The following is an 18647-nucleotide window of genomic DNA, read 5'->3' on the forward strand; positions in this document are numbered from 1 at the left end:
GCCTTGCGCAAAACCACCGAAACAGCGGCAATGGCGCGGCGCTTTAGCACTGCCCCCACGGGGCTGCAATGGTGCTGAGCCAGCGTGAAAAGCCGCGTTATTCAGGCGCTGCGGCCGACGGTGCAGGTTCAGGCGTGGGCACCGGCGCCCCTGCCGTGCCCGTACCCGCAGCCGCCCCCAGCATCGAATCGATCCGCGCAATGCGATCGACCAGATCGGCGCGCCACGGCGCATCGGCGGGCGAACGCGCCAGCAGCTCGGCCCAGATCGCGCGGGCATCCGCCAGACGACCCGATTGCGCCAGTGCCAGCCCCATGAAGAACGGCGGCCCCGGATGATCGGGCGCGATCGTCGCGGCCTTCTGGAACGCGAACTGCGCAGACGGCGTGATCAGCCCGTCGCTGTGTCCGACCAGCGCATTGCCCATCGACACCCAGATATCGGCGTCCTTCGGGAACTGCTGCGCGCCTTTGCGCAGCACATCGGCGGCCGCCCCGAACTGCCCCTGCCGCGCGAGGCCGTCAGCCAGGATCAACCACGACTGCCCTTGCGTGAAAGCCGTGCCCATCTGCTGGCGCTGCTTGATCATCGCCTCGTCCGCCGCACGCTTGTTCTCGACCGGAGCCTTGGGCGCTCCCGCCATCGAGGGATGGCCCTGCAGCGCATAGCCCGCGATGCCCACCAGCAACGCCGCGCCCGTCAGTTCCCACCCCGCGCGTGGCAGCTTGAGCACGAACGCCAGCGATCCGAATACCGCGGCCGCTACCAGCAGGATCACCACCCAGGTCACTGCCCGTCTCCCTTGATCCCTGCCCGCCGGAAACGCCCGCGCAGCAGCAGTGCTGCCAGCAACAGGATCACCAGCGGTGCGGCAAACAGCGGCCACATGATCGGCTTGTTCTGCGGCGCGTAACTCACATAGTCACCATAACGCTCGACCAGCCACGCGCGAATCGCCTCGGGATCCTCACCCGCCGCAATCCGCGTGCGCACCTGATGCCGCATGTCACCCGCCATCGGCGCGTCCGAATCCGAGATCGCCTGGCTCTGGCACTTGAGGCAGCGCAGTGTTTCCATCAGCCGCTGTGCCTTCGCCTCGAGCGCCGGGTCTTCAAGCTGCTTGTAGGCATATGGCGCGGGCGGCAGAAGATCTTGCGCTGTGGCGGGCTGGGCAAGCGCCAGAAGCGCAAAAAGGAGGGCGAGGAGAATTCTCACTGTCCCGCCTCCTGCAACTTGCGCAGGATCAGGTCCATGTCCTCAGGCCTGATCTCGCCCAGATGCTGATAGCGGATCACGCCCTTGCCATCGATCACGAACGTTTCGGGCACGCCCGAAGAGCCGATGCCCAGTTGCACTTCGGACAGGTCATCCTTGCCGATGCGCTGGAACGGATTGCCGTTGGTCGCAAGGAACCGTGCGACATCTTCCTTGCGATCGCGGATTGCCACGCCGTCGATCTCCACGCCCTGCTTTGCCAGCGCATCGAGTTGCGGCGATTCGATCGCGCAAGGCACGCACCAGCTGGCAAACACGTTGAGCAGCTTGGGCTTGCCCACCTTGAAATCTGCCGTCGACAACCCCGGCTGGCCATCGGTCGCAGCATCGAGCGCGAACTGCGGCAGCGGCTTGCCGATAAACGCACTGGCAACCTCGCGGTCCGCCGGGCGCACCAGCCCCCAGATCACCAGCGCAAAGAATGCCCCGAACAGCGCCAGCGGCAGCCAGATCGCGATCCGCGAGCGTTTGGGCTCCGGCTCGCTCACTTGACCTGCTCCATCCGCGTCTTGCGCCAGGCGATCTTGCCCTCGGCGCGGAGCCGCTTCACGTCATGCGCCACGCGCCCGATCAGCGACAAGACACCCCCCAGCGCCACCAGCAATCCGCCGAGCCACAGCAACGGCACGAACGGCTTCCACCAGAACCGCATCTGCCAGCGCCCGTCCTCGCCCTCGTTGCCGAGCACCGCATACAGCTGGCCGTTCCAGCGCGTGTGCAGCGCGGATTCGGTCCGCTCGCCCGGAGGCGAGGAGAACGTGCGCGCCTGCGGATGCAGCGTCACCGGCGCGCCATCCTTGTAGGCCGCGCTGACCGTGGCTTCGAGCGCGGTCCAGTTCGGTCCCGCCACCGGCTCGATATTCAGCAGCTTGATCGTGATCGGCCCAACGGTCTGCGTGTCGCCGACGTTCATTGCGGCCAGTCGCTCGGTCGAAAACGCGCTCTCGCTCGCCGCGCCGAGCAGCGCCACGCCGATGCCGAAGTGGGCGACGACCATGCCATAGACCGAAAGCGGCGTGCGGCGCAGGTTGCGCCCGCGCAACGGCAGCCAGCTACCCACCGCCAGCCCGGCGCCGATTGCGATGCCCAGCATCGGCAGCACGCGGATGGCAGGGGCGAACACCACCACCGCCAGCAGCACCAGCGCGAACAGCAGCGCCGGAATCGCGACCGTCGCGGTGATCCGCCCCGGCTTGTCCTTGCGCCAGCGCAGCAGCGGCCCGACGCACATCACCGCCATCATCGGCAGCACGAAGATTGCTGAAACCGGATTGAAGTACGGCGGCCCCACCGAAACCTTGGTCCCGAACGCTTCGGTCAGCAGCGGGTACAGCGTACCCAGCAACACGATGCCCAGCGTCCCGCACAACATCACGTTGTTGAACACCAGGCTCGCCTCGCGGCTGAACAGGCTGAAACGCTCACCCTCGGTCACCGTCGAAGCGCGCAGGCCGAACAGCGCCAAAGCGCCACCGATATAGATCGCCAGCAACGCCAAGATGAACGACCCGCGCTCGGGATCGACCGCAAAGGCATGCACCGAGGTCAGGATACCCGACCGCACGAGGAACGTGCCGATCATCGACATCGAAAATGCGATCACGCCCAGCATCACGGTCCATGCGCGCAACGCGTTGCGGCTCGCCAGCACTGATGCCGAATGCAGCAGCGCGGTCGCCGCCAGCCACGGCATCAGCGATGCGTTCTCGACCGGGTCCCAGAACCACCAACCGCCCCAGCCGAGCGTGTAGTAGGCCCAATAAGACCCGGCGGTTATGCCCACCGTCAGGAATATCCACGCGCCCAGCACCCACGGACGCATCGCGCGGGCGAACGCCGGTCCCACATCGCGGGTCACCAGCGCGCCGATGGCAAAGCTGAACGCGACCGACAATCCGACGTAGCCGACGTAAAGTGTCGGCGGATGGAACGCCAAGCCGATGTCCTGCAGCAGCGGGTTGAGGCCAGCGCCTTCGGGCGCAGGCTCGGGCAGGCGCTCGAATGGGTTGGAGGACAGCAACAGGAAGGCATAGAAACCAAGGCTGACGAAGGCCTGGCCCGCCAGCGTCGCGATCAGGGTATCCTCACGCAGCCGCTTTTCGACCAGCGCGACGATCCCGCCAGACACCGCCATGATCGTGATCCACAGCAGCATCGAACCTTCGTGGTTGCCCCAGGTCCCCGCGAGTTTGAAAATCACCGGCTTCATCGAGTGGCTGTTTTCCGCGACCAGCTTCACCGACAGGTCGGTCTCGAGGAACAGCGTGATCAGCGACGCGAACGAGACCGCGACCAGCGCGCCCTGCATCACCGCCAACGGACGAACCAGCCCGGTCATCGCCGCCCCGCCGGGACGCAGCGCGACGACGCCCGCGAAAAGTTGCAGCACGGCCAACGCCGCCGCCATCCACAGAACGGCAAGACCCAGTTCAGCGATCATTTCGGTGCACCCGTCATTTCGTCTCCGCCACGACGGCTTTGGCTTGTGCTTCGGTCATGTCGCCCATCTGGCGGGGCACGTAATTCTCGTCATGCTTGGCGAGCAGGTTGTCAGCGACGAACGTCTGCCCCTCCATGCGCCCCTCGGCAACGACGCCTGATCCTTCGACGAACAGGTCCGGCGTGATCCCGGTAAACCGCACCGGAACCCGCGCCTTGCCGTCACCAACCACGAAATCAATCGTGATCCCGTCCGCCTGCGTCTTGAGCGAACCCTTCTCGACCATCCCGCCAAGGCGGATGGCGCGGCCCTGCTCGGGCGGGTCCTTCATCAGGTCGGCCGGCACATAGAAGTAGCTCGCCTGATTGGACAGCGCATAGGCCGCGAGTAGCCCCGCCCCGACCAGCGCGACCAGCGCGATGACCACCAGCACCAGCCGCTGGTGCTTGGGCTTGATCCCGCCCGCTGGTTTGATGTCGCTCACTTGCCCCTGACCTTGTCACGCCGACGTTCGGCCCGCGCCATGCCTACTAGCGACCAGCCGACCAGCAGCAGCGTACCGATCACCCCGATCGCCACTGCGGCCAGCACGTAATCCCACTGTTGAAGCCCTTCGCGCATCTGACCCTTATGCTCCGATCTTCACGCGAGAGCCTTGCGCCGCAACCGCGCCTCAGCCTGAATGTCGGCCAGCAGCATCCGCATCCGCGCCAGCACCACGCCGCCGAATATCAGGCTGAACCCGAGCGCGGCAATCAGCAGCGGCCACAGGAAAGTCCCGTCGATCGACGATTTACCCGCGGTGATCGAGGGCGGCTGGTGCAGGCTGTTCCACCACACCACCGAGCGGTTGATGATCGGAATGTTGATCGCCCCGACCAGCCCGAAAATCGCGGTGATGCGGTTGCCGCCGCTGCCCGAAACCATGTCGCGCTGCGCCGCTCCCGACAGCGCGATGTATCCGAAATACAGGAACAGCAGCACCAGATAGCTGGTCAGCCGCCCGTCCCACACCCACCACGTGCCCCAGGTCGGACGCGCCCAGATCGATCCGGTGATCAGGCAGATCGCGGTGAACATCGCGCCCGGAACAGCAGCCGCGCGCCCGGCAATCGCCGCCAGCGGGTGCCGCCAGACCAGTTCGACCAGACTCGCAATCGCGATCGTCGACCACCCGGCCATTCCCAGCCATGCGGCAGGCACGTGAATATAGAGGATGCGCACCGTCTCGCCCATCAGGCGATCCGGCGGCACGACCAGCATCCCATAGAGCACAGCGCCCAGCGACAGCAGCAGGCCCGACACGAGCAACAGCGGCATCAGCCAGCGCGCCATGCGCAGAAAACGGGCGGGATTGGCGAAACCATGCATCGGCGCAGGCAGATCGAATCCTTCTCCCGGCGACCCCCGCCGCCAGTCACGTGCGCTCTGCCACTTGCCGCTTGCCGGAGCAAGGGCAATGGTCGGCACCATGCCTGAAAAGGCGGCATGAAAGCCTTGCCAAAGGTCACTGAATCGGAGGGGAGAAATGGGGCGACCGAGGGGGTTCGAACCCCCGACCTCCGGTACCACAAACCGGCGCTCTAACCAACTGAGCTACGGTCGCCACATATCGCTGCGCGGGCACGCCACGCGGGCTGGCCCATTTGCAGAAAGGCGCGCGAAAGGGAAGCGGAATCTTGCCCAGTGCGGAATTTCTAGCGGCTGAACCTGTCACCCCAACTGCGAAATGCGACGCGCGGTGGGTTGCTGCCGACGTCGATCAGCGCCTGTTCCTCGACCACCGCGGAATCGACGGTGACCACCTGCGTCACCGCGAACCACCTGCTGCGCACCTGCAACTGGTTCAGCGGCACGCCCCCTGCGCTCCCCCCCGTTTCACCACCCGCAGGCAAAAGCGCGTCATCCGCGCTCGCCCAGCCCAGTGCCGGACGCCTCGCAAGCAGCGCGCGGGCCCGTTCCACTGGAATGGTCTTGGGCGAAAGCATCGTCAGCAGCAGCGCCTGGTCGGGTCGCAATGTGTTGATATTGATCGGCGAAAGATCGGCGCCCGGCAGCGCACACAGCCACGGGCGCAGGCGCTGGTAGTACTGCGCCGTCATCCCCCGAACCGCGCGAATCTCGCTGACATCGCCGATCAGACGCCCGGCGGTACGATACGGCACCGCACTGCCCTGATAGGTCTCGTCTTCGGCCCCATTGGGCGCGGGCACGCTGTCGCTGTCGATCCAGTCGGCGATGGCGTCGCTTGCCACCGCTGCTTCCGCCTCGGGTATCGCAAGCCCCGCCATCAGCGCGCGCAACTGGCTCAGACCGACAACCCGAAGCTTCAGCGTCCCTTGCGCATCGGCCTCGACCAGCGAATTGAGATTGAAGCAATTTCCTGCGTCATCGACCCGCATCATCACGGTCCCGCGCGCCAGCGGCAGCGGAAAATCACGCCCCAGCAGCCCGCCCCGATCGACCGTCCGCTCCTGCGATTGATCGACCAGCGCCTTGATCCGCGCCATCGCCAGCGTCTCGGCGCTGTTGGCATAGAGCCGCGCCTGCGTCATCGCCTGCCCGTTCCCCGCCAGCCGCACCGCCAGATTGAGCCGATCGAGCATCACCGCCGCGATCACTGCCATCACGGCGACCAGCAGCAGCACCGACAGCAACGCCGCCCCGCGCTCGCGTGGATCACCCGGCTTCACTGGTAATTCGCCCCGACGAGCGACACGATCCGCAACGGTGGCCGTCCCACCTGCGGCACCAGCAGTTCCACCGCAACCGGCAGTTCCGTTGTCAGTTGCGGCTCCCACCCATCGCGCCAATTGCCGTCCTTGCTCCGGAACCGCACCGTCGGCGGGCCCGTCAAAGGCAGCACCTCAGCCCCCGCCTCTGCCGCCGCGCCATCGGGAAAGGGATAGCCTGCACGCACCAACGCGGTAGACGTCACACGATATTCCACCTTTTGCAGGCTCGGGCGCGGCGATCCGTCGATGTTGTCCCACCCGCTCCGGGTCAACCGGATCAACACGCCATCGCGGCCCGCCTCGAAAGCCGCATGCGATACGCCCGCCTGATCGCGCGCGGCACGCGGCACAGCCTGCGCAAGGTCCGCGGTCCACACCGACAGGAACCGTCGCTGCGCCGCAATGCTATCGGTCTTGGTCCGGCTTGCCAGTTCCGCATCGACCGAAAAGCGTAGCAATCCCAACGCGCCGACCGCGATCACGGCAAACAGCCCGAGTGCGATCAGCATCTCGACCAGGGTGAACCCGTTGCGTGTCGGCTCCCCCCTCATGCGCCGGGCAACCGCGTAAAATCGAGCGTAAACGCCTGCGCCGTCGCCCCGGGCGTGGTCTCGGTCACGCTCAGCGTTATGCCCAGCACGCCGTAGTCTGGCAGCGGCGCGACCGTCCGCGTCCACTGGAAGCTGCGCCCCGCATTGTCGATCGTTCCGTTGGCCGACCCCACTGCGGGCGGCGCAGGGTCGGTGAGGATCTCGGCCGCCATGTTCTGCGCCACGATTTCACGCAGCAGCCGCTGATCGAGGTCGGCGGTGCGCGAAATGCTCGCCCCTTCCATCTGCAACAGCGCCAGCGCCGCGATGGCGAACACCGCCAGCGCCACGAGCAGTTCGAGCAGCGTGAAGCCGTCGCGGCGAACGGAATTACCCTCCATCGAGCGCCACCTTCCCATCGCGCCGCAGCCGAACCGCCAATGCGCGCCCGCCGCGCTCCAGCCGCACGGCTGCCTCGCTACTGGCAAGGCCCAGCGTGTCGAACACGATGCGCTGTCGGCCCGCTGCGACAGTCGTGGCGTCGTCCCACGCGGTCAGGTCGAAGCCCCGCCCCGGCAACGGTTGCCACTGCCCTTGGCTGCGTTGCTCGAAATAATACCCCTTGTCGCTGACCACCAAAGACACCGGCCGCGCCCCAACGATTGCCTCATCGCGCGCTGCGCTGGTCCGTGCGGCGAAACGCTCGGCCTCGGTGCGCAGCTTGCGCTCGTCGCCAGGCAGGCTGAGCACCGCGACGCTCGCCAGCAGGCCCATGATCATCAGCACCACCATCATCTCGACCAGCGAGAAGCCATTTTGGCGGGGGGCTGGCTGAACAGGTCGGATCACGGCGTCTCGCATGCGGCAGCAACGTGACCGTTTTACGACCAATGCGCCAGCGGGTTCAAGTTGGCGCGGTGCGATCGCTGCGATAGAACCGCCGCGATGACCGAGCCCAGCACCGATTCCTCCCCTGCGCGCCTGCTCGCCGCCCCCGGCGTGATGAAAGTGCCGAGCCCGAGGATCGAGATGTTCGTGCTGCGTGACTTCCTCGACGCGACCGCATGCGCCGCGCTGGTGGCGCGGATCGAACGGGACCGGCGCCCCTCGACAATCGCAGATGCCAACGACGACTCCTATTTCCGCACGAGCGAAACCTGCGACCTGCCGATGGACGCACCCGACGTCACGGCACTCGACATCAAGTTCGCAAACCTTTCAGGCATCGATCGCCAGTTCGGCGAACCGATTCAGGGACAGCGCTACGAACCCGGCCAGGAATTCAAGGCCCACACCGACTATTTCGATCCGCATGGTGCCGATTTCCATCGGTTCTGCAGCGTGGCCGGCCAGCGCACATGGACTTTCATGATCTATCTCAACGATGTCGAAGCAGGCGGCGCGACGCGGTTCAAGGTGATCGACAAGCTGATCCACCCCGAACGCGGCAAGCTGGTCTGCTGGAACAACCGTCGCCCGGATGGAAGCGTCAATCCGGCCACGCTCCATCACGCGATGAAGGTGCGCAAGGGCCTCAAATACGTGGTCACCAAGTGGTATCGCGAAAGGCCGTGGGCCTAAATTCGGACGCCCCTCACTCCTCGACGATCTCACCGCGCGCCGTGCGGATCGTCGGCAGAGCGCGAAACAGCGCTTCGACATCGCCCGACGCCAGCGCGTTGGTGAAGCGCGCCTCGTGCCGGTCGATCCGCGACACGGCATCGGCCGCGGTCTCACGTCCCAAAGCGGTCAGCGTCAGCGCATGGCTACGCCCATCGATACGGCGTCGCTCGACCAGTCCGCGCTCCATCAGCCGCGAGATGATCGGCACCATGTTCGCCCGCTTGATCGCCAAAGTCTGGCCCACGTCGGTCTGCGAACAGTCCGGATTTTCCGAAATCACGACAAGCGCAGTGACTTCGGCCGGACGCAGGTCGAGATCGGCCAGTTCACGCGACAGATCGGCCATCATCACTGCCGACGCACGGCGTAACTGGTAGCCAAGACGGCTCTCTAGGGCGTTCGGAAGGATCATTTCGATCAAGTCTTATGGACAGCTATCGCCGATAGCAATGGGCCACGCGCCAAAAGAAAAGGGCGACCGAAGCCGCCCTTTCCCGTGTCTGCTTGTCGCCGACAATCAGCGCTTGAGCGAAAGACCGCCAAAACGCTTGTTGAACTGCGCGACGCGGCCACCCTGATCCAGCTGGCGCGTACCACCGGTCCATGCCGGGTGCGAGGTCGGGTCGATTTCGAGGGTGAGCGTGTCACCTTCCTTGCCCCAGGTGGAGCGGGTCTCGAAAACGGTGCCGTCGGTCATCTGCACCTTGATCATGTGGTAGTCGGGGTGAATCTCGGCCTTCATGCGTCTAACTCCGGTACGCAGCCGGTTCCGACCGGCCACAAGAATCTGTAAGGGCGCGCCATTAGCGGCAATTGGGGGTGAGTGCAACCTTGGCGCTGGCTACAAAGTAACTGGCGTCCCCGCGAAGGCGGGGACCTCAGGCCGAATTGTCGAGAGCTATCGTGTTGTGCCCGAGGCCCCCGCCTTTGCGGGGGAGCAGGTTCAAGTAAAGCTCAAGCGTCCGCGATCATTGCGGTGAAGCTGACTTCGCACGTCACTTTGTCGCCGATCATCGCGCGTCCGGCGAACTTGCACACCCGCGCGCGCTTCTGCGTGAATTCCACATGCAGGTCGAGCAGGACACCAGGCTCCACCGGATTGCGGAACTTGGCCTGCTCGATCGCCATGAAATAGACAAGCTTGCCCGAACCTGCGAGTCCCAGCGATTCGACCGCAAGCACGCCCGCGGCCTGCGCCAGCGCCTCGATCTGGAGGACGCCAGGCATGATCGGGCGACCGGGAAAATGACCCTGAAAGAACTGCTCGTTCATCGACACGGCCTTGACCGCGTGAATCCGCTCGTCCTTGGTCAACGAAACCACGCGATCGACCAGCAGCATGGGATAGCGATGCGGCAGCGCCGCCATCACCTTGCGTACGTCATAGTCGAGCACCGCGCTTTCAGGCGCCACTTCTTCGATCATTTCCCGGTTCCCGCGATCAGGCTTTAGCGGCCGTCCGGTGCCTTCTTGGCGGGCTGCGCAGCGGCAGCACCCTGCTGAGCGGCAGCGGCCTGAGCCTGCTGTTCACGCTGGGCGCGCGGCAACCAGCCGGCTGGCGGCACAAGCGTCGCCGACGGGATCGCCTTGTTCAGCTCGGCCAAGATGTCCTGGTTGAGGTTGTAGGTCTGGCCCGCCTTGATCACGGCCTGCGAATCGAGAACGACCGAGATCTTCTTCTTGTCCATCGCGGCTTGGGTAGCAGCGTCAAGCTTGTCACCAATCTGCTCGAGCACATACTGCTGCGACAGGTTCAGCGGCTCAAGGATCTTCTGGATCTCGGCTTCGCCAGCCTGCTGGATCTGCTGGATCTGGCCGTATTGCTGCTGCAGCGCCGCCTGATTGGGGTTGGCAGCCTTTGAATCGGCTTCCAGCTTGGCCACCAGCGGGCGCAGCTGTGCTTCGATCTGGGCCTTGCGCGCATTGGCCTGGTCAATCTGCGGCTTGTACGTCGTCGGGCGCTGCTGCTGCGCGACGGTATAAGCCGTTGATGCGGCCACCACTGCGGGCGGGTTGGCGATGGCAATGCCCGGAGCGACGACGGCCTGCGCGACGGCCATGGTCGGAGCGACAGAAGCAACGGCGATGCCGGCGAGAAGCGCGGAAGCGTAACGGATCTTCATCAGAATTGTGTTCCCACGTTGAAAGAGAAGGATTTGGGGTCGTCGCCGTTGGCCTTTTTCAGGACCTTGGCAAAGTCGAGGCGGAACGGGCCGAACGGCGAGTTCCAGTTGACGCCGATACCGACCGCAATACGCGGCGAAGGCGTATCGCCGAGGAATTCCTCGACAAAGCGATTGATGTTGTTGGGCTTTCCATCGGCACCGGTCGGGCCGCTGACGATTCCGCCGGTGTTTGGATCGGTGTAATAGATAAGCGAATTCGGATTGTTCGGCAGTGGGCTGGCAATGCCCCATACCGCGCCTGCATCGACGTAGATCGAAGGCCGCAAACCGAGTTCGCGCGCGCCCGAACCGAGCGGAATTTCAAGCTCGGCACGTGAGGTATAGTAGTACTTACCACCGATCGCGTCATCGACGTACTGGTTGCGATCCTGCGAAACGACGGCCCCGTTGGCGTCGACCTGCTTGCGCAGCACGCGCGGACCAACGCCACGAATGTCGAAACCGCGGATCTGCGGCTCGCCCAGGAAGAAGCGGTCGGTCAGACGGACGTCGTCGATCAACGGATCATTCGAGCGGCTGCCCAAGGCCTTGATCGCGCCGCCTTCTGCGCGCACCGAGAAGATGAACCCGCCGAACACCGGCCAGTACTTGGCCGCATTGCCGGTGATCCGGGCATACTTCACCGATCCACCCAGCCCGGCGAAATCTGCGCTGAGCACGAACTGGTTGCCGCGGCTTGGACGCAGGCGATTGTCGAGATTGTCGAACACCAGCGATGCGCCAAGTATCGAGCTGGTGCGCTTGCCGATGGCGTCACACAAGTAACGGCCGGCCAGCAAGATGCTGCACTGCCCGTTCACGTAGAACGTATTCTGGTCGAGTGTCACGTCGTCATAGTTGAACGTGTAGCGACCAATCAGCGACATGAATTCACTCAGCGGCACGCCCGCGCGCAGCTGGAAGCCGGTCGTCGCCTGCTTGTAGGTCGTCCGGCGATCGGAATTGAACTGATTGAAGCTGTTCTGATCGCGACGGTAAATATCGATGCCAGTCGAGATGTTCTTGTCGAACAGGTATGGCTCGGTGAAGCTGACCTGGACCGAGCGCGAGAAGCGCGAATAGTCGACCGACAGGCCGACCGTCTGGCCGCGACCACGGAAGTTGTTCTGACGGATCGAACCCTGGAAAATGAAGCTCTCAAGGCTCGAGAAACCGGCCGACAGCTGCAATTCGCCGGTCGGCTTTTCCTCGACGTTGGCTTCAAGGATGATCCGGTCGGGCGTGGTCCCCGGCTTCTGTTCGATCTCGAACTTTTCCTGGAAGTAGCCGAGCGACTTGATGCGGTTGGATGACCGCTTGATCTGGAAGGTGTTGAAGGCATCGCCCTCGGCCAGACGGAACTCGCGGCGCACGACCTTGTCCTGCGTCAGCGTGTTGCCGTTGACATCGACCCGCTCGACATAGACGCGCGGTGCTTCGGCGATGCGGAAGGTGACCGACATGGTCAGGTCTTCCTTGTTGCGCGAAAAGTCCGGGCGAACGTCGGCAAAGGCATAGCCGAACGCACCTGCGGTCTCGGTCAAGCCGTCGACCTGATCCTCGACCATCTTGGCGTTGTACCAGTCGCCCGCCTTCATCGGCAGGCGCTGCGCCAGTTTGTCGCCATCGAAATCGCGCAACTGGCTGTCGATCTTGACGTCGCCGAACTTGTAGCGCTCGCCTTCTTCCACCACGTACGTGATGATGAAGTCGCGCTTGTCGGGGGTCAGTTCGGCCACGGCAGAGACGACGCGGAAATCGGCATAGCCTTCGGTCAGGTAGAACTGGCGCAGCTTCTGCTGGTCGAACGCGAGGCGATCGGGGTCGTAGCTGGTGCCGGACGAGAACAGGCGGAAGAAGCGTGCCTGCTTGGTGACCATTTCACCGCGCAGCTTGCCATCGCCGAACTGCTCGTTGCCGATGATGTTGATCTGGCGGACCTTGGACTTCGGCCCTTCACTGATCTCGAACACGATATCGACGCGGTTCTGGTCGAGCATGACCATCTTGGGTTCGACCGAAGCGGCAAACCGGCCCTGGCGCTTGTACAGCTCGATGATGCGCGCAACGTCGGCGCGGACCTTCGACCGGGTGAAGATCTGGCGCGCGGCCAGCTTGATCTCGGGCAGGATCTTGTCCTCCTTGAGGCGCTTGTTGCCCTCAAGGATGATGCGGTTGATGACCGGGTTTTCCTTGACCTGGACCACCACGTCGCCGCCGTTGTTGCGGATCGAAACGTCGGCGAACAGCTCTGTCGCGTAAAGGTCCTTCAGCGCCTGGTCACCGCTGACCTGCGAATAGACCTGGCCCGGACGCAGGCGGATATAGGAAAGGATCGTATCGGGCTCGAGACGCTGCGAACCCTCGACGGTGACCGTACGGATGGTGTCGCCGACCGGCGCAACCGGGGCCGATGGTGCGGCAGCAGCTGCCGCGGCGGCAGGATTGGCTGCAGGTGCCGCAGGGCTCACGTTCTGGGCAAATGCTTGCGGTGCGGAAACAAGCGCGCTTGTCGCCAGAAGAGCGGCGCACAGTCCGGTAGCCTTTACGCTCCGAGTTTCGGCCCGGCCTGCGTTACGTCCAATAGTCACCAAGCGCCATCCCGTATGTTGTGGCGACAGGACGCCCGCGAGGAGGTCCGGCCGCGGCAAGCAATGTTGCCCTGTGCCCGATGCCACAGGGCCAATCAAGCAAACATTGCCCCGCAATTCTGTGAATAAGACATTCCGTACTACATTCCGGCCGCCCACCCCGCTTGCCGAAAAACCTTCGTCGGAAGGCTAGCCTCCGAATATCTTGAGGGATGCCACGTCGTTGATCGTAACGAACAACATCAGTGCCATGACGAACGCGATGCCGGTGCGGAACGCCCACTCCTGCCCGCGCTGGCCAACCGGCTTCCTGCGGATGGCTTCAGCCGCATAGAAAGCCAGGTGACCCCCGTCGAGGACCGGAATTGGCAGGAGGTTAATGAACCCCAAGTTAATCGATATCAGCGCGACGAACCCGATGAACGCCTGCCATCCCGAAACCAACTGTTCGCCTGAATACTTGGCTATCTTGATCGGTCCGCCAAGCTCCTTGACCTCGCGCTTGCCGGTGATGATCTGGCCGATGCCGGTCACCATCATACCGATGATCTCGCCGGTCTGGCGAACGCCTTCGACGACCGCATTCACGGGGCCGACGCGTACGATCTCATAAGATTTGGGGCCGATACCCAGAAATCCGATCTTCTGGGTGTTGCCGAAGCGGTCACTCTCGACCTTCACCGCCGCACTCGCCGCGATCTCGACCTGACGCCCTTCGCGCAGCACGACCATGTCAAGCGGATCGCCCGGGAACTGGCCGACCTGCATACGCACATCGAGGAACGAATCCATCGCCTTGCCGCGGATCGAAACCACGCGATCGTTTGGCAGAAGCCCTGCACGATCCGCCGCCGAACCGGCTTGAACCTCACCAACAACCGGCGGGATCACCACCTTCCCGTACGCCAGCGTGAACCCCGCAAGGATCAGCACCGCAAACAGCAGGTTGGTGACCGGCCCCGCCAGCACGATCAACGCGCGCTGGTACAGCGGCTTTGCCGGAAAAGTCCGGTTGCGCTCGTCTGCCGGAAGCGCAAGCCATTCGGGCGTCGGCTGGCTCGCCGGGTTCATATCGCCTGCGAACTGCACGTAACCACCAAGCGGCAGCGCCGACAGTTTCCACCGCGTGCCGCGCTTATCGGTCCAACCCGCCAATTCCTTGCCGAAACCGATCGAGAACACGTCGGCCTTCACGCCGAACCAGCGCCCGACCAGATAGTGCCCCATCTCGTGGATGAACACCAACGGCCCCAGCACCAGCACGAAGGCCAGCACGGTCATCAGAATTCCGGGGCTTTCCAGAGGTGGCATTAGCGCACAGGCTCCATCAGTTCACGCGCCCTCGCCCGCGCTTCGGCGTCAATGGCGATGACATCTTCCAGACACGCAGGGGCAGGCGCAAGGCCGCGCGAAAGCACATCCTCGACCGATTGCACGATGCGGGTGAATGCAATCTGACCGTCGAGATACGCCGCGACAGCTATTTCGTTCGCAGCATTGAGCACCGCCGGAGCCGCACCGCCCGCGATCACCGCCTCGCGCGCGACACGCGTTGCGGGAAAGCGCACCTCGTCCGCCGCGCGGAACGTCAGTTGTCCGATCGCAGCAAGGTTCAGCCGCTCGCACGGAGTGTCCATTCGCGCTGGGAACGCCAGCGCCGAAGCGATCGGGACGCGCATGTCCGAGGGCCCCAATTGCGCCAGTGTCGAGCCATCGCGATATTCGACCATCGAATGCACGATCGACTGCGGATGGACGATGATCCGCAGCCGCTCGACACCGACCGGAAACAGATGAAACGCTTCGATGAATTCGAGGCCCTTGTTCATCATCGTGGCCGAATCGACGCTGATCTTCGCGCCCATCGACCAGTTGGGATGCTTGACCGCTTCTGCCGGAGTGGCGCGCTGCAATTGCTCAAGCGACCAGTCGCGGAACGGCCCGCCGCTCGCGGTCAGGGTGATCGCGCGGACATGCGCCAGATCGTTGCCCTGCAGGCACTGGAAGATCGCGTTGTGCTCGGAATCGACCGGCAGCAGCGTCGCACCATGACGCGCGACCGCAGCGGTCATCACGTCGCCCGCCGAAACCAGCGCTTCCTTGTTCGCGAGCGCGATTACCCCGCCTTGCTCGATCGCCGCCATTGTCGGTGCCAGGCCCGCGCAGCCGACGATCGCCGCGATGGTGATGTCGGCACCGCGCGCTGCGGCCTCGACCAATGCGGCAGGTCCAGCGGCTGCTCCGATACCGCTTCCAGAGAGCGCCGCGCACAGATCGGCGAGCGATGCCTCGTCCGCCACCACTGCGATTTCGGCGCGAAACTCACGCGCCAGCTTCGCCAGTTCGATCGCATTGCCGTTGGCGGTCAACGCGACGACGCGCCACTTGTCAGGCTCGCGCCGGATCAGATCGAGCGTCGAGGCACCGATCGATCCGGTAGCGCCAAGCACCGTGATCGAACGCGGCATCACAACCCCGCCTGCGTCGCGGCCCATGCGGTCCCGGCAATGATCGCGACCGGCAGCATCCCGTCGATCCGGTCGAACAGACCACCGTGTCCCGGGATCAGCCGCGAGGAATCCTTGACCCCTGCACGCCGCTTCAACCACGACTCGTAAAAATCACCCGCCTGCGCAAAAACGGCAAGTAGTGCGCCTACAAGCGCCGCAACACCCACGTTTGCAACTTCAAGCGCCGAGGCCAGGCTCGGCCCGGTCGGTCCCATCGCCGACAGCAGGTAGCCAGCGGTCAGGACAACCACCGCCGCCCAGATCCCCGCCGCCGCCATACCTCCGGCAAGTCCCGCCCAGGTCTTCGAAGGACTGATCTTCGGCGCGATCTTGGGTCCACCGATGGCGCGCCCGGTGAAATAGGCGCCGGTATCGGTGCAGATGACAAGGCCAATCACCGCCAGCACCAGCGGCTCGGGCATCACCGCCAGCGCCAATGAGGCCCAGCCGATATAGACCGCGCCTGCAATAACCATCGACGCGAGGCGCGTCTGATTGTCGGCGATCTTGCTCACCAGCATGACGTATTCGGCGAACACGCCAAACCCCACCGCCGCGACGAACAGATCGAACACGAGTCCGCCGAACCAGAACGCGATCCCGGCAATCGCCAGCATAACCACGGCGGATGCGACGCGGACCTTCAGATCCGGATTGCGCGGAGCCTGTGCAGGCGACAGGGGCGGCTCAGCGTCCACCAAAACGCCTTTCGCGCGCAGCGAACTGGTCCAACGCCTCACGCAAGTGCGCCGGGGTAAAATCGGGCCAGAGCACTTCGGTGAACCACATCTCGGCGTAGGCCGCCTGCCACAGCAGGAAATTGGACAGCCGGATTTCGCCCGAAGTCCTGATCAGCAGATCGAGCGGCGGCAGACAGGCGGTATCAAGTTCCGCCTCGATCGCCTCGGGCGTGATCGGCCCCTTTTCGGCGGCGCGGGCAGCGGCGCGCGCGATTTCCTGCTGCGAACCGTAGTTCAACGCGACCGCCAGAGTGGTGCCGGTATTGGCCGCCGTCCGCGCGATCGCATCTTCGATCATTTCCACGATATCGGGCGCAAGCACATGATAATCGCCGATGATCCGCAGACGAACATTGTTCGCGACGAACTCATCGAGGTCGTTGCGGATGAACATCCGCAGGAAGCCCATCAGGTCGGCAATCTCGTCTGCCGGGCGCTTCCAGTTCTCCGACGAGAAGGCATAGAGCGTCAGCGCCTCCAGCCCCATGCCGCGCGCCGCGCGGCAGATCTCGCGCACCGTATCGACACCGCGCTTGTGCCCGAAGGCGCGCGGCATCATCCGCTTCTTGGCCCACCTGCCGTTGCCATCCATGATGATCGCAACATGGCGGGCGCCACCTGCCCCGCCGCCGCTTTCGCCAACTCCCGCAATCGAGGCCGGAACCAGGCTCACTTGCCGAGGATTTCCTTTTCCTTCGACGCCGCGGCTTCATCGGCCTGCTTGATGATCTCGTCGGTCAGCTTCTGCAGGTCGGTCTCGGCGCGCTTGCGCTCGTCCTCCGAGATTTCCTTTTTGTTTTCATCGGCTTTCAGCGCATCCATGCCATCGCGTCGCACGTTGCGGATCGCGATGCGTGCGTTCTCGGCATACTTGCTGGCCAGCTTGGCCAGTTCCTTGCGGCGCTCCTCGGTCAGATCCGGGATCGGCAGGCGCAAGGTGTTGCCATCGTTGATCGGGTTAAGGCCAAGACCCGCCGAACGGATCGCCTTCTCGACCGGCCCGATGCTCGATTTGTCCCACACCTGCACCGTCAGCATGCGCGGCTCTGGCGCGGAAATCGTCGCGACCTGCGTGATCGGCATGTGCGCGCCATAGACGTCGACCATGATCGGTTCGAGCAGAGCGGTATTCGCGCGGCCGGTGCGCAGGCCCACCAGATCGTGCTTCAACGATTCGACAGCGCCCTTCATCCGGCGCTCAAGGTCGACCTTGTCATACTTTGCCATGGTTCAGGCTCCTTTCTGAACGACCGTCTGGGTCCCGCCACCGGCGAGTACGCGGGCTAGATTGCCCCGTTCGCGGATCGAGAATACGACGATCGGAATGCTGTTGTCACGGCACAGCGCAACCGCGCTGGCGTCCATGACCTGAAGATTGTTTGCGAGGACCGTGGCATAATCCACGGTATCGTAACGCTTTGCCGCAGGGTCCTTCTTGGGGTCGGCGTTGTAAACGCCGTCCACGCTGGTGCCCTTGAACAATGCGTCGCACTTCATCTCGGCCGCGCGCAGCGCTGCACCGGAATCGGTGGTGAAATAGGGACTGCCGACACCGGCCGCGAAAATCACCACGCGCCCCTTTTCCAGATGACGTTCTGCGCGGCGGCGGATCACCGGCTCGCACACTTCATCCATCTGGATCGCCGACTGGACGCGGGTTTCAACTCCGATCTGCTCGAGCGCGTTCTGCATTGCCAGCGCGTTCATGATCGTGGCGAGCATGCCCATGTAATCGGCCTGCGCCCGGTCCATGCCCTTGGCCGCGCCCGCCATCCCACGAAAGATGTTGCCCCCGCCGATGACCAGGCAGATCTGCAAGCCGCTGTCGCGCGCGTCCTTCACTTCCTGCGCCAGCCGGGCGACATAATCGGTGTCGATCCCGTACTGCTGTTCGCCCATCAGCACTTCGCCCGAAAGCTTCAGGAGGATGCGCTTTAGGGTGGGCAGGCTCATGGGAGGATCGAACTCGTCATTGAAGGATGGAGGTTGGCGGCCCTTATACCCCTGTCGGGGTGCGTGCCAAGGGCGCTCGCCCAAG

At 64.2% G+C, this 18647-nt stretch carries 23 protein-coding genes and 1 tRNA gene; 1 reads left to right on the plus strand and 23 read right to left on the minus strand.

The window, feature by feature from the left end:
* Positions 1-97: 97 nt before the first annotated feature.
* The 12 genes from GGQ88_RS00890 to GGQ88_RS00945 all read right to left on the minus strand — a co-directional run bounded on the left by GGQ88_RS00890 (position 98) and on the right by GGQ88_RS00945 (position 7841).
* Positions 98-790 carry a tetratricopeptide repeat protein gene (locus GGQ88_RS00890; protein WP_183611148.1) on the minus strand — a complete coding sequence of 231 codons (693 nt, stop codon included), beginning with the start codon at positions 788-790 and terminating at the stop codon, positions 98-100.
* On the minus strand, positions 787-1215 hold the full coding sequence (locus GGQ88_RS00895) for a cytochrome c-type biogenesis protein CcmH (protein ID WP_183611149.1): 429 nt from the start codon (positions 1213-1215) through the stop codon (positions 787-789). Before GGQ88_RS00895 ends, GGQ88_RS00890 begins: the two co-directional genes overlap by 4 nt.
* On the minus strand, positions 1212-1763 hold the full coding sequence (locus GGQ88_RS00900; RefSeq protein ID WP_183611150.1) for a DsbE family thiol:disulfide interchange protein: 552 nt from the start codon (positions 1761-1763) through the stop codon (positions 1212-1214). The genes GGQ88_RS00895 and GGQ88_RS00900 overlap by 4 nt, the downstream gene beginning before the upstream one ends.
* Positions 1760-3715, minus strand: coding sequence for a heme lyase CcmF/NrfE family subunit (locus GGQ88_RS00905; protein ID WP_183611151.1), 1956 nt, complete (start codon positions 3713-3715; stop codon positions 1760-1762). Before GGQ88_RS00905 ends, GGQ88_RS00900 begins: the two co-directional genes overlap by 4 nt.
* Positions 3716-3728: 13 nt before the next feature.
* Complete coding sequence (gene ccmE / locus GGQ88_RS00910; protein ID WP_343057044.1) at positions 3729-4199, minus strand: cytochrome c maturation protein CcmE; 471 nt, start codon at positions 4197-4199, stop codon at positions 3729-3731.
* Positions 4196-4336: a hypothetical protein gene (locus GGQ88_RS00915; RefSeq protein ID WP_183611152.1), complete on the minus strand. Its 141-nt coding sequence runs from the start codon at positions 4334-4336 to the stop codon at positions 4196-4198. Before GGQ88_RS00915 ends, ccmE begins: the two co-directional genes overlap by 4 nt.
* Before the next feature lie 21 nt (positions 4337-4357).
* A complete protein-coding gene (ccmC, locus tag GGQ88_RS00920; RefSeq protein WP_183611905.1) occupies positions 4358-5086 on the minus strand; it encodes a heme ABC transporter permease CcmC in 729 nt (242 codons plus the stop codon).
* A gap of 158 nt (positions 5087-5244) precedes the next feature.
* Positions 5245-5321 (minus strand) — tRNA-His (locus GGQ88_RS00925).
* Between the two features lie 91 nt (positions 5322-5412).
* The gene (gene gspK, locus GGQ88_RS00930) at positions 5413-6408 is read right to left on the minus strand and encodes a type II secretion system minor pseudopilin GspK (protein ID WP_183611153.1); all 996 of its coding nucleotides are present in this window, start codon (positions 6406-6408) and stop codon (positions 5413-5415) included.
* Entirely contained in the window at positions 6405-7001 is a 597-nt protein-coding gene (gene gspJ, locus GGQ88_RS00935; RefSeq protein ID WP_183611154.1) for a type II secretion system minor pseudopilin GspJ, read from the minus strand. Before gspJ ends, gspK begins: the two co-directional genes overlap by 4 nt.
* Positions 6998-7381, minus strand: coding sequence for a type II secretion system minor pseudopilin GspI (gene gspI / locus GGQ88_RS00940; RefSeq protein ID WP_246385378.1), 384 nt, complete (start codon positions 7379-7381; stop codon positions 6998-7000). The genes gspJ and gspI overlap by 4 nt, the downstream gene beginning before the upstream one ends.
* Entirely contained in the window at positions 7371-7841 is a 471-nt protein-coding gene (locus tag GGQ88_RS00945) for a GspH/FimT family pseudopilin (protein ID WP_183611906.1), read from the minus strand. The genes gspI and GGQ88_RS00945 overlap by 11 nt, the downstream gene beginning before the upstream one ends.
* An 84-nt stretch (positions 7842-7925) precedes the next feature.
* On the opposite strand from GGQ88_RS00945, the gene GGQ88_RS00950 reads away from it, so the two are divergent.
* Positions 7926-8561, plus strand: coding sequence for a prolyl hydroxylase family protein (locus GGQ88_RS00950; RefSeq protein WP_183611156.1), 636 nt, complete (start codon positions 7926-7928; stop codon positions 8559-8561).
* A 13-nt stretch (positions 8562-8574) separates the two neighbouring features.
* On the opposite strand, the gene GGQ88_RS00955 is transcribed toward GGQ88_RS00950, so the two are convergent.
* The 11 genes from GGQ88_RS00955 to pyrH form a co-directional block, all read right to left on the minus strand.
* A complete protein-coding gene (locus GGQ88_RS00955; RefSeq protein WP_183611157.1) occupies positions 8575-9015 on the minus strand; it encodes a MarR family winged helix-turn-helix transcriptional regulator in 441 nt (146 codons plus the stop codon).
* 105 nt (positions 9016-9120) lie between these two features.
* A complete protein-coding gene (gene rpmE, locus GGQ88_RS00960) occupies positions 9121-9345 on the minus strand; it encodes a 50S ribosomal protein L31 (protein WP_183611158.1) in 225 nt (74 codons plus the stop codon).
* Positions 9346-9557: 212 nt separating this feature from the next.
* Positions 9558-10028 carry a 3-hydroxyacyl-ACP dehydratase FabZ gene (fabZ, locus tag GGQ88_RS00965; protein ID WP_183611159.1) on the minus strand — a complete coding sequence of 157 codons (471 nt, stop codon included), beginning with the start codon at positions 10026-10028 and terminating at the stop codon, positions 9558-9560.
* A gap of 23 nt (positions 10029-10051) precedes the next feature.
* On the minus strand, positions 10052-10726 hold the full coding sequence (locus GGQ88_RS00970; RefSeq protein ID WP_183611160.1) for an OmpH family outer membrane protein: 675 nt from the start codon (positions 10724-10726) through the stop codon (positions 10052-10054).
* Positions 10726-13302, minus strand: a complete 2577-nt coding sequence (bamA, locus tag GGQ88_RS00975) for an outer membrane protein assembly factor BamA (protein WP_246385456.1) — start codon at positions 13300-13302, stop codon at positions 10726-10728. The genes GGQ88_RS00970 and bamA overlap by 1 nt, the downstream gene beginning before the upstream one ends.
* A gap of 246 nt (positions 13303-13548) precedes the next feature.
* Positions 13549-14670 (minus strand): RIP metalloprotease RseP, encoded by a 1122-nt coding sequence (gene rseP / locus GGQ88_RS00980; protein ID WP_183611161.1) that lies wholly within the window; start codon positions 14668-14670, stop codon positions 13549-13551.
* Positions 14670-15827 (minus strand): 1-deoxy-D-xylulose-5-phosphate reductoisomerase, encoded by a 1158-nt coding sequence (locus GGQ88_RS00985; RefSeq protein ID WP_183611908.1) that lies wholly within the window; start codon positions 15825-15827, stop codon positions 14670-14672. The genes rseP and GGQ88_RS00985 overlap by 1 nt, the downstream gene beginning before the upstream one ends.
* Complete coding sequence (locus GGQ88_RS00990; protein ID WP_343057045.1) at positions 15827-16567, minus strand: phosphatidate cytidylyltransferase; 741 nt, start codon at positions 16565-16567, stop codon at positions 15827-15829. The genes GGQ88_RS00985 and GGQ88_RS00990 overlap by 1 nt, the downstream gene beginning before the upstream one ends.
* Entirely contained in the window at positions 16557-17201 is a 645-nt protein-coding gene (gene uppS, locus GGQ88_RS00995) for a polyprenyl diphosphate synthase (protein ID WP_246385458.1), read from the minus strand. Before uppS ends, GGQ88_RS00990 begins: the two co-directional genes overlap by 11 nt.
* A gap of 77 nt (positions 17202-17278) precedes the next feature.
* On the minus strand, positions 17279-17836 hold the full coding sequence (gene frr / locus GGQ88_RS01000; RefSeq protein WP_183611162.1) for a ribosome recycling factor: 558 nt from the start codon (positions 17834-17836) through the stop codon (positions 17279-17281).
* A 3-nt stretch (positions 17837-17839) separates the two neighbouring features.
* On the minus strand, positions 17840-18562 hold the full coding sequence (pyrH, locus tag GGQ88_RS01005; RefSeq protein WP_183611163.1) for a UMP kinase: 723 nt from the start codon (positions 18560-18562) through the stop codon (positions 17840-17842).
* Positions 18563-18647: the final 85 nt, after the last annotated feature.

Origin of the sequence: Novosphingobium hassiacum (assembly GCF_014196055.1) — a bacterium.
GTDB classification, from domain to species: Bacteria; Pseudomonadota; Alphaproteobacteria; order Sphingomonadales; family Sphingomonadaceae; genus Novosphingobium; species Novosphingobium hassiacum.